The organism is Streptomyces sp. BK340, assembly GCF_007827595.1.
Lineage (GTDB): Bacteria > Actinomycetota > Actinomycetes > Streptomycetales > Streptomycetaceae > Streptomyces.
In genome coordinates this window covers 170,134-182,463 of the sequence record NZ_VISR01000024.1, presented here as the reverse complement: position 1 = coordinate 182,463, position 12,330 = coordinate 170,134, and the positions used below count along the sequence as shown (strand labels likewise).

Genomic DNA, 12,330 nt, shown 5'->3' with positions numbered 1-12,330 from the left:
GCCGGACAGTACAGCGCGAAGACAGCCCAGCAGGGCGTCAGTCAGACCCCGAGCCACGACCGCCGGAACCTGAGTATCAGCATCAATGTCAGACCCCGTGTCCATGAGCCGTCCCCGTTCGGGCGTGGTGCCCAAGGGCTGGAAGTCTTCACGCCCCCTCGGCCGTCGGCCGACCACCCCGCCACGGCCACTTCAGGGATCGATTCCCCGGCCGCAGGCGAGTCCGGCTGCCACTACAGGGTAAAACGGTCATAAAATATGCATGAACGGGCGTAAACGGACATGAAACGGAATAAAGTGAGCACTGTGCAGCCAAGGGGGGTGCATCACCGGGCCAGCCCCGACGCCAGGAGACTCTCAATGACCTACGGAACGACGGCCGCTCCCGAGTCCAACCCCCACGCCAACGCCGCTTTGGCTGCCGACTGCGAGGTGTGCAACGGCTGGGGAAGCGTGATCACTTCCCAGGGGCGGCACGAACTGTGCCAGGCCTGCCAGTCCCCCACCGAACGCGAGTGCCCCGACAGCAGCTGATTGCAGGGGGTGTTACCGACGTTGAAAGCGCGATGTCGTCATGGCGGGGCGAGCACGAGTCCGGTGGCAACACCCTGAACGGTGTAGCTCTTGTGGAACCGCTGCTTTACCAGAGGAACAAGTTCCAGGGCAGCCCCGGGCCGCTCCAGGGCCGCTACGACGAAGGGGGCGCCGTCCGTTGCGGACGGCGCCCCCTTCGTCGTAGCGCCTTGCTCCCTGCTCGCGCTAGGCGTACGTCGAGATGTCCTTGATCATGGCGAAGCCGAGACCGTAGGCGCTCATTCCTCTGCCGTACGCGCCCACGTGCACGCCCTCGTGCGTGGAACCCGCGAGGACCCAGCCGAATTGGGACTCCCGGTAGTGGAAGGGCATGGGCACCCCGTCCACCGGAAGGGACAGGGTGGACCACTCGGGTCCGTCGAGGTCATCGGCCAGGGCCCACGCGGTCTCCGTCTGCTGATCCAGCCAGTCGTCCCGCAGGCTGTGGTCCATCTGGCCGGGCCAGGTGAACGACAGCAGCCCCACCCCTGCCAGCCAGGCCGCGGAGGAGACCGAGGTCGCCTCCAGCAGGCCGGTGCCGTCGGCGCTCCGCCGGGACGGGTTCGCCGCCACAGTGACCACGACCGCGAACTTCTCCCGGGGCTCGTCCGCGGACGCGGCAACGTGTTCGTTCCGCACGGAGGGCTCGTCACCGTGCCCGATCGACCCGTGTTCGACGGCACCGTCGGCCGCCGTGCCGACCTGCATCAGCCAGCGGGGCCCCGTGAACGCCTCGTCGAGGCCGTACCACGGGAAGGGCGCCTGCAGGTAGCCGTCGACCGCACGCCGGGCGAAGGGGAGCTGCTGTCCACCCTCCGCGGCCGGCGCCTGCGCGCCCACCCGACTCGTCGTCTCCATCTCCCGGACGCCTCCTCGCTCTCGTCGGACCGGGGTGGCCCGCCCCCCTTCGGGCGTACGGTCCGGTCCGCACAACAACTCGGCAGCATATCCACACCGCTGAGGGCAGCACGGAAAGCGCCCGGCGCGTGGGTCGCACAGAGGGCCTGTTCACGCCGTGAGCGGCGGGTGCGCGCTATGAAACGCGTCACGTCCGCCGCTCGTCGCGCGTGTCGGGTCCGGTCAGGTGGCGTCCGCGTCGAACGGCGGACGGTCGTCCTTGTCGGTGTCCTCGGGCTTCTTGGTCATGTCGATGCGCCCGCCGGAGGCGGAAGAGGACGACGAGGACGAGGCATCGCTCTCGCGGCTGTGGACGGCGTCCGTGACCTCGGCCATCTCCCTCTTCAGGTCGAAGCCGTTGCGGATCTCCTTCAGCCCCAGGTCGTCGTTGTCCAGCTGCTTGCGGATGAACGTCTTGGGGTTGAGGTCCTCGAACTCGAAGTCCTTGAACTCCGGACCGAGTTCCTCTCGGATGTCCTGCTTCGCGCTCTCCGAGAACTCGCGGATCTTCCGGACCGTGCGCATCACGTCCTGGATGACCTTCGGGAGCTTGTCGGGACCGAAGACGAGCACAGCGAGCGCGATGATCGTCACCAGCTCGAGTGGTCCTATGTCATTGAACACCTGACGCTCCCATTGCGATGTTCTCGGTCACTCAACGGTACCCGGCGTAGCTGTCAGACCGGTACCGTCCCGAGGTGAGACTTCTGTCAGTTCTGGTCCGAAGCGCCCAGCACGAGTGAGACTTCCCTTCTGCCACCGTGTTCGACCGTCAGGCGCAGCCCGTCGCCGGGCCGGTGGGCCCGGATCTTGACGATCAGTTCCTCGCCCGAGTGGACGCGTTCTCCGTCGACCTCGGTGATGACGTCGCCCGCGCGCAGACCTGCCCGGTCGCCGGGACCGCCCTCGGCGACGGCGGGGCCGCCGTCCCGGGCCTTGGTGTCGATCCGGGCGCCGTCGCCGGTGTAGCCCATGTCGAGGGTGACGCCGATGACGGGGTGCGTGGCATGGCCGTCGTTGATCAGTTCCTCGGCGACCCGCCGGGCCTGGTTGACGGGGATGGCGAAGCCGAGGCCGATCGAGCCGGCCTGTCCGGTCCCGGAGTCGGTGCCGTCGTCGGCGGAGCGGATGGCGGAGTTGATGCCGATGACCCGGGCCCGGGAGTCGAGGAGGGGACCGCCGGAGTTGCCCGGGTTGATGGGGGCGTCGGTCTGCAGCGCGTCGACGTACGACACGTCGCTGCCGTCGCCCTTCTCCCCGCCGGCCGTGATGGGCCGTTCCTTCGCGCTGATGATGCCGGAGGTGACGGTGTTGGCCAGGTCGAAGGGCGCTCCGATGGCGACGACCGGGTCGCCGACCTGCACGTCGTCCGAGTTGCCGAGGGGCATGGGGGTGAGCCCGTGGACGCCGCTGACCTTGACGACGGCCAGGTCGTATCCGCTGTCGCGGCCCACGACCTTCCCCTTGGCGGTGGCGCCGCTGCTGAACGTCACCGATATCTCGCCGCCGGACGAGGCGGGCTGGACGACATGGTTGTTGGTGAGGATGTGGCCGCGGGCGTCGAGCACGAAGCCGGTGCCGGTGCCCGCCTCGTCGGCCCCGCGTACGTGCAGGGTGACGACGCTGGGCAGCGCCCGGGCCGCGATCCCTGCGACGCTGTCCGGCGCCCGTCCGGCGGGCACCTGTCCGGCCTGCGGCAGATGTATGCCGCCCACGCCCTCGCGCTCGACGTAGGCGCCGGCGATCCCGCCGATGCCGCTGGAGACGACGGCGACCAGCAGCGTCCAGCCGAGGAAGATCCGCCTGGCCCGCTTGCGCCGCTGATCCCTGGTGAGCACCGCTCCACCGGTCTGCTGCAGCGGTCCGTGCGCGACGGACTGCTGCCCGGCGGCAGACACGGCCCAGGGGTCGTAGCGCTGCCAGGGGCCGGCGTCGGCCGGCTCCGGCGGAACCGACGCCCCGGCCTCGGGCGAGGCCGCGGGCACGGCGCCGGGATCGGGCAGCTCCCCCGGCGCACGCACCGGCGGCGCGCCCGGCGCGGACACCGAGGCATCCACCGGCGGGGGCGCATCCGGGTCCGCGGGGGCGGGCGGGACCACAGCCATGTGCCCCGGCGCGGGCGTCACCGCCTGCGCCGGAACCTGTGAAGACCGGGGCGCCTGAGGGGCGGCGGCGTGCGCTTGTGCAGCGGCGGCGGGGACCTGCGAGGCGGGCTGCGCCGGTGCGGTGGCGGGTACCTGCGCCGCTGTCGCCGCCGGGTGCTGGACCGGTGGTGCGGGTGCCCAGGGGCCCGGCTCGCCGTAGGGCGGGGTGCCGTAGGGGTCGGGGTCGTGCAGGGGCTTGGGACGCCCGGCAGGCGGTACGACGGCGGAGCCCACCTCGGCAGACTCCGCCGCTCCCGACTCTGCCGCGTCTGCCGCGACCGCCGCCGGCTCCGCAGCCACCTGCTCAGCAGCGACAGGCTCAACCGCGCCGCTCACGGCCCCGCCCGTCCCCGTGTCGCCCGGTGCGGCCACCGCAGGCTTCGCCAGTTCGAAGTCGCCGTCGGCGGGCCTCGCCGGTGATGCCCCCGCCGACGTCTGTTCCCCGCGTTCTACCTGCTCACCGGGCGGGACGGACGTCGGGTTCCCCTCGTTCATGCTCTCCCCACGGCTGGCCGCGGCCGCGCGCATCGGCGGTGGCCGCGGTACGTCGAATCCGTGCCCGGGTCAGCGCCGCGGGCACGGTTTCACAGGATTCAACCAGGTTCGACGGCCATGGCGAAGAGGCAGGTCAGGGCGCCTGATGGGAGGGGGAGACGGAGGGAGCGGAGGCGGTGTCGGGGACGGGGACGGGGGCGGACAGCGGGCCGGGGCCGGTCGCCCGGGGCGAGGCGGACCCGGAGGTCAGCGAGAACGGGGGGATCTCGCTCAGCGGGCGTATCAGCGGGGAGACCGCGGCCGCGCCCGCCATCACCGGGGCGGTCAGGTCGTGCACGGCGTCCTGGACCTGCCCCGTGGCCGGGGCGGGCACTCCGGGCACCAGCGGCGCGGACATGGAGGTCGGCGCCACCGAGGTCTGGCCGAGCAGGCTGCTGCCCTGGGCGAGCAGCGGTCCCACTGCGCGACGGCGCTGGGAGTCGGGCGTCGCCGCGCCCGCACCCGTGCCGGCAGAACGCGTCGGGGACACATTGCCGCTGCCGGAACCGCTGCGGGCGTCCACGGCCATGTCGCCGGGGATGGCGGTGGTCACGCCGCCGAGGGCGAGCGCGGCCAGCGACACCGCGCCGGCGGCGGCGAACGCGAACCGCAGCCCGCGCGAGGCGGAGCGGTCGGCGTCCGGGCGGCCGACGGGATGGATGCGGAAGCCGCGGTCCTCGGGGGCGACGGAATGGGCGGGCGAGGCGGGGACGTAGCCGAACTCGAAGCGCTCGCCGCGCCCCATGCCGAAGACGCCGGCCTCGGGGCCGCGCCCGAACAGGCCGCCGTCGGGCGCCGACGTGCCGTCGCCGTCGGTGTCACCACCCCCGGGAAGGCCCTGGAGGCGGGCCAGGAAGCTCTCGGAGGGCGGCGGCGGGGCCGCCTGTGCGAAGACGCTCTTCAGGCGTCGCTGGGCGTCCGCCTCCGCCTTGCACCGGGCGCAGGTGGCCAGGTGGGCGAGGACGCGCTCACGCGACTCATGACCGAGCTCTCCGTCCACCAGGGCGGACAGTCGGTCTCCCAGGTGCTGCTCGGCGAAGTGCGCCGGAGCAGGTTTCGGTCGGGATCCACTCACGCGGTCGCGCCCCCTCCCCCCAGAGCGGGGACACGGGCGACGAAGGAACGCCGCTCGGCCTTCCGCGCCTCGGGTGAACGGTGGGCGAGGGCCTTGCGGAGCTGGGAGCGGCCGCGGTGGATGCGGGAGCGGACCGTGCCGAGCTTCACGCCGAGGGTCGCGGCGATCTCCTCGTAGGACAGTCCTTCGATGTCGCACAGGACGACCGCGGCGCGGAACTCGGGCGCGAGGGTGTCCAGGGCCTGCTGGACGTCCGCGTCGAAGTGGGCGTCGTTGAAGACCTGCTGCGGGGTGGGCTCGCGGCTGGGCAGGCGCTCGGCCGCGTCCTCGCCGAGGGCGTCGAAGCGGATGCGCTGCTTGCGCCGGACCATGTCCAGGAAGAGGTTGGTCGTGATGCGGTGCAGCCAGCCCTCGAAGGTGCCCGGCGAGTACGTCGACAGCGAGCGGAAGACCCGGACGAAGACCTCCTGGGTGAGGTCCTCGGCGTCGTGCTGGTTGCCCGTGAGGCGGTAGGCCAGTCGGTAGACCCGGCCGCTGTGCGTGCTGACGATCTCCTCCCACGTGGGCGGAGTCCATGCCTGCCCGTCCGCGTCGGTGGAGAAGGTCGCGGTCTGGGTCTCGCCCGCGGCGAAGCCGGCGGTGTGGCTGTGGTCAGCAGCGGTGTCGGTCACGGATTTCGGCCTGCCCGCCGACCCGAGAAAGCGCCGCAGCACTCCTCCCCGGTCCCCGGGCGCAGCCGCACCTCCCCTGTCGGCTCTGGTGGTGTCCACTGGAGCCCCTACCATAGCCACCTCGCCCGTTAGCTCCGGATAAGCGGTTTTACGAGAATTTGATACGCGCTGATACGGCTCATACGGCTGCGTCAGCATGTGCTCGGCGTCCTGATCCACCTCTTACCCCCCGTCGCGTCACGGGCCACCGGCTCAACCCTTTAAACGCCCAGTCCCATCTGCGGGTTCCCGGCACCAACGGATACAGTCACGCCGAGGCAACCACGGGGACAGGAGAGGGTCATTACCGGCAACCGGCAGACGAGCTGGGCGTTCGCCGACGCCTTTGTCGCCGAGGACGAAGCGCTGCACTGGGCCCGGGACCGGGCCCGGGAGGCAGGGCTGCGCTCGGTGTCGCCCGGCACGGGCGCCGCGCTGGGCATGCTCGCCGCCTCCGTGGACGCGAAGGCGGTCGCGGAGATCGGCACCGGCTGCGGGGTCTCCGGGATCCATCTTCTGCACGGCATGCGCCCCGACGGGGTGCTCACCACGGTCGACCCGGAGCCGGAGCACCAGCAGTTCGCCCGGCAGGCCTTCCGCGCCTGCGGCTTCGCCAGCAACCGGGCCCGGTTCATACCCGGCCGGGCCCTGGACGTGCTGCCCCGGCTCGCGGACGCCGGCTACGACCTCGTGTTCTGCGACGGCGACCGGCTGGAGTACTCGGACTACCTCGCTGAATCGTTGCGTCTGCTGCGTCCGGGCGGCCTGGTCGTCTTCGAGGGCATATTCGCCAACGGCCGTACGGTCGACTCGGGACCGCAGCCCACGGAGGTGCTGCGGCTGCGCGAGCTGCTGCGCACGGTGCGGGAGAGCCAGGAGCTGGTGACGTCACTGCTGCCGGTGGGCGACGGCCTGCTGTGCGCCGTCAAGCGGTGACGGGCGGGACGCGAGGATCCGGGAACGCGGCTGCCCCGGCACCGCGTACGGTGCCGGGGCAGCCGGTAGGACCGGATCGCGGGCGCGTCAGACGACGACCTTCTTGAGGGCGTCGCCGAGCGCCTCGGCCTCGTCAGGGGTCAGCTCGACGACGAGTCGACCGCCGCCTTCGAGCGGAACGCGCATGACGATGCCCCGCCCCTCCTTGGTCACCTCGAGCGGGCCATCGCCCGTCCGCGGCTTCATGGCCGCCATGCTCGTTCCCCTTCCTGAAACCAGCTCATCGTCTGCCGACGGCCCCGGGAGGGCACGCGCGGTCCGGAGCGGACGCGCGACAACGGCATCGAACACATTGCTTCCAAGCCATTATCCCGCATCTCAGGACCCGATGACCAACATCAGTCGGCATCGCTTGCGCAACGCGCGCGAGCAAAACCACTCAATTCGGCGATGTGGCTGCGATACTGCTCCACCCCGCGGACGCCCTCCGCGCGACTCCACTCCGGTTTTCTTTGACGCAGGTCACACGTCCGGTCCGGCCCTTGGAATGCGATCTCCGCCATGCTGTCCTTCGGACAGGGGCGTACTGAGCGGTACGTCACCAGCGACGACACCGAGGGGATGCGCCATGGCCGACACCGTGCTCTACGAGGTGAACGACGGACTCGCGACGATCACGCTCAACCGCCCCGAGGCGATGAACGCGCTGAACGTCGCGACGAAGGTCGCCCTGCGGGAGGCGGCGGAATCCGCGGCAGGGGACACCGCCGTACGGGCGATCCTGCTGACCGCGGCCGGCGACCGGGCGTTCTGCGTGGGCCAGGACCTGAAAGAGCACATCGGGCTGCTGGCGGCGGACCGTGAGACGGGGTCCGGGCAGACGATGAGCACCGTCAAGGAGCACTACAACCCGATCGTGAAGGCGCTGGCCGGGGCGCCGAAGCCGGTCGTCGCCGCGGTGAACGGGGTCGCGGCCGGGGCGGGTTTCGGCTTCGCGCTCGCCGCGGACTACCGGGTGGTGGCCGAGACGGCGGCGTTCAACACCTCCTTCGCGGGTGTCGCACTGACCGCGGACTCCGGCATCTCCTGGACGCTGCCGCGGGTGGTCGGCCCGGGCCGCGCCGCCGACCTGCTGCTCTTCCCGCGCAGCATCAGCGCCCAGGACGCGCTGGAGCTGGGCATCGCCAACCGCCTGGTGCCGGCCGCCGAGCTGCGGGCCGAGGGCGAGAAGGTGGCCCGAGCCCTGGCCGAGGGCCCGACCGTGGCCTACGCGGCGATCAAGGAGGCGGTGGCCTACGGCATGACGCACTCGCTCGCCGAGACCCTGGAGAAGGAGGACGAGCTGCAGACGCGGGCGGGGCGGTCCGAGGATCACACGATCGCCGTGCAGGCGTTCGTGAACAAGGAGAAGCCGAAGTACTTGGGGCGGTAGCGCGCCGCGGGGAGCTGCGGGTCCGTTGTGGCTGGTCGCGCCCACGCGGCGGCGCCGCAGATCGATACGGGCCCGCGCCCCTCACGGGGCGCTTCTGGCCACGCACGTCTCCAGGTGGTCGTTCACCAGCCCGCACGCCTGCATCAGGGCGTACGCCGTCGTCGGGCCGACGAATCTGAGGCCGCGTTTCTTCAGCGCCTTCGACAGGGCCGTGGACTCCGGGGTGACCGGGGGGACGTCGGCGAGGGTCTTCGGGGCCGGGCGGGCGGCCGGGTCGGGGGCGTGGGACCAGATGAACTCGTCCAGCTCGCCCTCCGCCCAGTCCGCGAGCACACGTGCGTTGGCGACCGTCGCGTCGATCTTGGCGCGGTTGCGGATGATGCCCGGGTCGGCCAGCAGCCGCTCGCGGTCCTCGTCCGTGAACGCGGCGACCTTCTCGATCCGGAAGCCCGCGAAGGCCGTACGGAAGCCCGGGCGGCGGCGCAGGATCGTGATCCAGGACAGGCCCGACTGGAAGGCCTCCAGACTGATCCGCTCGAAGAGGGCGTCGTCGCCGTGGACCGGGCGGCCCCACTCCTCGTCGTGGTACGACACGTAGTCCTCGGTGGACAGGGCCCACGGGCAGCGCAGCGCGCCGTCGGGCCCGGCGAGGGCGGCCCCGTCGCTCATCGCTGCTCCCCGTGGCCCGGCCGCTCCAGGCGGGCGTGCGCGGCGGCCGCTCTGGCGCCGGCCAGCGCGGACTCCAGGTCGGCGATGCGGGCGTCCCGCTCGGCGAGTTCGGCGGCGACGCGGGCGAGGACGTCGTCGACGTCCGCCATGCGGTAGCCGCGCGGGACGAGCGGGAAGCGCACGCTCTCGATGTCCGCGCTGCCGACCGGGCGGTCCTCGGGCAGCGGGTCCTGCAGCCGCTCCGGGGCGGCCTCCGGCAGCGGTGCGCTCTCACCGCCGCTCACCACGGCGAGTGTCACCGCGGCCACCACGACGGCGAGGGCGACGACCAGGAACAAGAACATAACCATCGCTGAGGTCCCCACGCTCCTTGCGCCCGACGCTGTGCCGGAAGCTGAATCTGTCAGGCTCCGATCGTGCCATGCGAATCTGACAGTTAGGGTCGCAGGCGGCCGTACTGCGGGACGTACTAGGAGAGGTCACAGCGGATGCTCAGGCTGGGCAGGCGGGAATTCGGGCCCCACGAGCCGGTGATCATGGCGATCGTGAACCGGACGCCGGACTCCTTCTACGACCAGGGGGCGACGTTCCGCGACGAGCCGGCGCTCGCCCGGGTGGAGCAGGCGGTGGCCGAGGGTGCCGCGATCATCGACATCGGCGGTGTGAAGGCGGGGCCGGGCGAGGAGGTCACGGCCGAGGAGGAGGCGCGGCGCACCGTCGGGTTCGTCGCCGAGGTACGGCGTCGCTTCCCGGACGTGATCATCAGTGTGGACACCTGGCGGGCCGAGGTCGGCGAGGCCGTGTGCGAGGCGGGGGCGGACCTGCTGAACGACGCCTGGGGCGGGGTCGATCCGGGCCTCGCCGAGGTTGCCGCGCGGTACGGGGCGGGACTGGTGTGCACGCACGCGGGCGGGGTCGAGCCGCGGACCCGGCCGCATCGGGTGACGTACGACGACGTCATGGACGACATCCTGAAGGTGACCGTGGGGCTGGCCGAGCGGGCCGTCTCGCTCGGGGTGCCCCGGGATTCGGTGCTGATCGACCCGGGGCACGACTTCGGGAAGAACACGCGGCACAGCCTCGAGGCGACGCGGCGGCTGGACGAGATGGTCGCCACGGGGTGGCCGGTGCTGGTGTCCCTGTCCAACAAGGACTTCGTGGGCGAGACGCTGGACCGCCCGGTGAAGGAGCGGCTGATCGGGACGCTGGCGACCACGGCGGTCTCGGCGTGGCTCGGGGCACAGGTGTACCGCGTCCACGAGGTGGCCGAGACCCGTCAGGTGCTGGACATGGTGGCGTCGATCGCCGGCCACCGGGCCCCCGCGGTCGCCAGACGAGGCCTGGCCTGACCCCGGGGGCGGTGCCCCCGGGGTGGGGGGTCAGCGGGCTGCTTCCTTCGAGACCAGGGCCACCGCTTCGTCGACCTCGTCGGTCACGTGGAACAGCAGCAGGTCCTTCTCGGCGGCCTTGCCCTGGGCCACCAGGGTGTTCCGCAGCCAGTCCACCAGGCCGCCCCAGTACTCGCTGCCGAAGAGGACGATCGGGAAACGGGTGACCTTCTGGGTCTGGACGAGGGTGAGGGCCTCGAAGAGTTCGTCCAGGGTGCCGAGGCCGCCCGGGAGGACGACGAAACCCTGCGCGTACTTGACGAACATCATCTTGCGGACGAAGAAGTACCGGAAGTTGAGGCCGATGTCGACGTAGGGGTTGAGCCCCTGCTCGAAGGGCAGCTCGATGCCGAGGCCCACCGAGATGCCGCCCGCCTCCAGCGCCCCCTTGTTGGCCGCCTCCATCGCCCCGGGGCCGCCGCCCGTGATCACGGCCCAGCCGGCGTCGACCAGCCCCCGGCCCAGCCGCACCCCGGCGTCGTACTCGGACGAGTCCACCGGCGTCCGTGCGGAGCCGAACACGCTGATGGCGGGGGGAAGTTCGGCCAGCGTGCCGAAGCCCTCGATGAACTCCGACTGGATCCGCAGGACCCGCCACGGGTCGGTGTGGACCCAGTCGGAGGGCCCGCCCGCGTCCAGCAGCCGCTGGTCGGTGGTACTGGCCGTGACCTGACTGCGCCGTCGGAGGACCGGGCCGAGCCGTTGCTCGTCCGGCGGCTGCTTCTTCCCCTCGGGGTTTCCGGTAGCCATGTGCGCTCCCTCCGCTTGCCGGTAGTTCGATCTCAGACTAGATCGACGCGGGTTACGGAGGGGGGACGTATGCGTGTCCGCCGTGAAGCGGCGTACGGGAACCTTTATGCCGTGAGCCAGGCGCGCAACCGTTCCTCGCCCGCCAGGATCTTGGCCACCTCGACCCGCTCGTCGCGCTTGTGCGCCAAGTGCGGGTTGCCGGGACCGTAGTTGACGGCCGGAACGCCGAGCGCCGAGAAACGGGAGACGTCCGTCCAGCCGTACTTGGGCTGCGGGGTGCCGCCCACCGCCTCGATGAAGGCGGCCGCGGCCGGGTGGGAGAGGCCGGGCAGCGCGCCGGGGCTGTGGTCGTCGACGACGAACTCGGACACGCCGCAGTCCGCGAACACCTCGCGGACGTGCGCGATCGCCTCCTCCTCGGTGCGGTCGGGGGCGTAACGGAAGTTGACGCTCACCACGCACTCGTCCGGGATGACGTTGCCGGCGACTCCGCCGGTGACACGGACCGCGTTCAGGCCCTCGCGGTACTCCAGTCCGTCGATGACCGGGTAGCGGGGCTGGTAGGAGGCCAGCCTGGCCAGGATGGGGGCCGCCGCGTGGATGGCGTTGGAGCCCATCCAGCTGCGCGCCGAGTGGGCCCGCTCGCCGGTGGTCTTCAGCAGGACCCGCAGCGTGCCCTGGCAGCCGCCCTCGACCTGGCCGTCGGAGGGCTCCAGCAGGACCGCGAAGTCGCCCCGCAGCCAGTCCGGGTGGGCCTCGACGACGTGCTTGAGGCCGTTGCGCTCGGCGGCGACCTCCTCGTTGTCGTAGAACACGAAGGTCAGGTCGCGGTTGGGGACGGGGACCGTGGCCGCGATGCGCAGCTGCACCGCCACGCCGGACTTCATGTCGCAGGTGCCGCAGCCCCAGAGCACGCCGTCCTCGTCCAGCCGGGACGGCACGTTGTCCGCGATGGGCACGGTGTCGATGTGGCCGGCCAGGATGACCCGCTCCGCGCGGCCCAGGTTCGTCCGGGCGATCACGTTGTTGCCGTACCGGTCGACGGTGAGGTGCGGCAGGGCGCGCAGGGCTGTCTCGATCGCGTCCGCGAGGGGCTTCTCGGCGCCGCTCTCGGAGGGGAAGTCCACGAGTTGCGCGGTGAGCTCGGCGGCGTCCAGCGTGAGGTCAAGCGAGGTGTCGGCCATGGCCCCGACCCTAGCGCGCACGCACGCCGGGCCCGGTG

General features: G+C 71.7%; 14 protein-coding genes. 4 read left to right on the top strand and 10 right to left on the bottom strand.

The window, feature by feature from the left end:
• Nucleotides 1-360 precede the first annotated feature (360 nt).
• A complete protein-coding gene (locus tag FB157_RS47645; RefSeq protein WP_186581809.1) occupies nt 361-534 on the top strand; it encodes a hypothetical protein in 174 nt (57 codons plus the stop codon).
• Nucleotides 535-759: 225 nt separating this feature from the next.
• On the opposite strand, the gene FB157_RS33775 is transcribed toward FB157_RS47645, so the two are convergent.
• The 5 genes from FB157_RS33775 to sigE all read right to left on the bottom strand — a co-directional run bounded on the left by FB157_RS33775 (nt 760) and on the right by sigE (nt 5,936).
• Nucleotides 760-1,431: a hypothetical protein gene (locus FB157_RS33775; RefSeq protein ID WP_145884471.1), complete on the bottom strand. Its 672-nt coding sequence runs from the start codon at nt 1,429-1,431 to the stop codon at nt 760-762.
• Nucleotides 1,432-1,653: 222 nt separating this feature from the next.
• Nucleotides 1,654-2,094: a sec-independent translocase gene (locus FB157_RS33770; protein WP_145884470.1), complete on the bottom strand. Its 441-nt coding sequence runs from the start codon at nt 2,092-2,094 to the stop codon at nt 1,654-1,656.
• Between the two features lie 86 nt (nt 2,095-2,180).
• The gene (locus FB157_RS33765) at nt 2,181-4,109 is read right to left on the bottom strand and encodes a trypsin-like peptidase domain-containing protein (RefSeq protein WP_145884469.1); all 1,929 of its coding nucleotides are present in this window, start codon (nt 4,107-4,109) and stop codon (nt 2,181-2,183) included.
• A 133-nt stretch (nt 4,110-4,242) separates the two neighbouring features.
• Complete coding sequence (locus FB157_RS33760) at nt 4,243-5,223, bottom strand: anti-sigma factor (protein WP_145884468.1); 981 nt, start codon at nt 5,221-5,223, stop codon at nt 4,243-4,245.
• Nucleotides 5,220-5,936 (bottom strand): RNA polymerase sigma factor SigE, encoded by a 717-nt coding sequence (sigE, locus tag FB157_RS33755; protein ID WP_145884486.1) that lies wholly within the window; start codon nt 5,934-5,936, stop codon nt 5,220-5,222. Before sigE ends, FB157_RS33760 begins: the two co-directional genes overlap by 4 nt.
• 234 nt (nt 5,937-6,170) lie before the next feature.
• Here sigE and FB157_RS33750 point away from each other — a divergent pair, with 234 nt between their 5' ends.
• Nucleotides 6,171-6,869, top strand: a complete 699-nt coding sequence (locus FB157_RS33750; RefSeq protein ID WP_145884467.1) for an O-methyltransferase — start codon at nt 6,171-6,173, stop codon at nt 6,867-6,869.
• Nucleotides 6,870-6,956: 87 nt separating this feature from the next.
• On the opposite strand, the gene FB157_RS47640 is transcribed toward FB157_RS33750, so the two are convergent.
• Entirely contained in the window at nt 6,957-7,124 is a 168-nt protein-coding gene (locus FB157_RS47640) for a DUF3117 domain-containing protein (RefSeq protein WP_018544333.1), read from the bottom strand.
• Nucleotides 7,125-7,497: 373 nt separating this feature from the next.
• Here FB157_RS47640 and FB157_RS33740 point away from each other — a divergent pair, with 373 nt between their 5' ends.
• On the top strand, nt 7,498-8,301 hold the full coding sequence (locus tag FB157_RS33740) for an enoyl-CoA hydratase/isomerase family protein (RefSeq protein WP_145884465.1): 804 nt from the start codon (nt 7,498-7,500) through the stop codon (nt 8,299-8,301).
• 81 nt (nt 8,302-8,382) lie between these two features.
• Here the strand turns inward: FB157_RS33740 and FB157_RS33735 are convergent, their stop codons facing one another.
• Together FB157_RS33735 and FB157_RS33730 are read right to left on the bottom strand one after the other, a co-directional pair.
• A complete protein-coding gene (locus FB157_RS33735) occupies nt 8,383-8,970 on the bottom strand; it encodes a DNA-3-methyladenine glycosylase I (RefSeq protein ID WP_145884464.1) in 588 nt (195 codons plus the stop codon).
• A complete protein-coding gene (locus tag FB157_RS33730; protein ID WP_145884463.1) occupies nt 8,967-9,320 on the bottom strand; it encodes a DivIVA domain-containing protein in 354 nt (117 codons plus the stop codon). The genes FB157_RS33735 and FB157_RS33730 overlap by 4 nt, the downstream gene beginning before the upstream one ends.
• A 138-nt stretch (nt 9,321-9,458) precedes the next feature.
• Between FB157_RS33730 and folP the strand changes: the two genes are divergently transcribed.
• Nucleotides 9,459-10,319, top strand: a complete 861-nt coding sequence (gene folP, locus FB157_RS33725; RefSeq protein WP_145884462.1) for a dihydropteroate synthase — start codon at nt 9,459-9,461, stop codon at nt 10,317-10,319.
• 30 nt (nt 10,320-10,349) lie between these two features.
• On the opposite strand, the gene FB157_RS33720 is transcribed toward folP, so the two are convergent.
• Entirely contained in the window at nt 10,350-11,108 is a 759-nt protein-coding gene (locus FB157_RS33720; protein ID WP_145884461.1) for a TIGR00730 family Rossman fold protein, read from the bottom strand.
• A 104-nt stretch (nt 11,109-11,212) separates the two neighbouring features.
• Nucleotides 11,213-12,292 carry a succinyl-diaminopimelate desuccinylase gene (gene dapE / locus FB157_RS33715; protein ID WP_145884460.1) on the bottom strand — a complete coding sequence of 360 codons (1,080 nt, stop codon included), beginning with the start codon at nt 12,290-12,292 and terminating at the stop codon, nt 11,213-11,215.
• Nucleotides 12,293-12,330 lie beyond the last annotated feature (38 nt).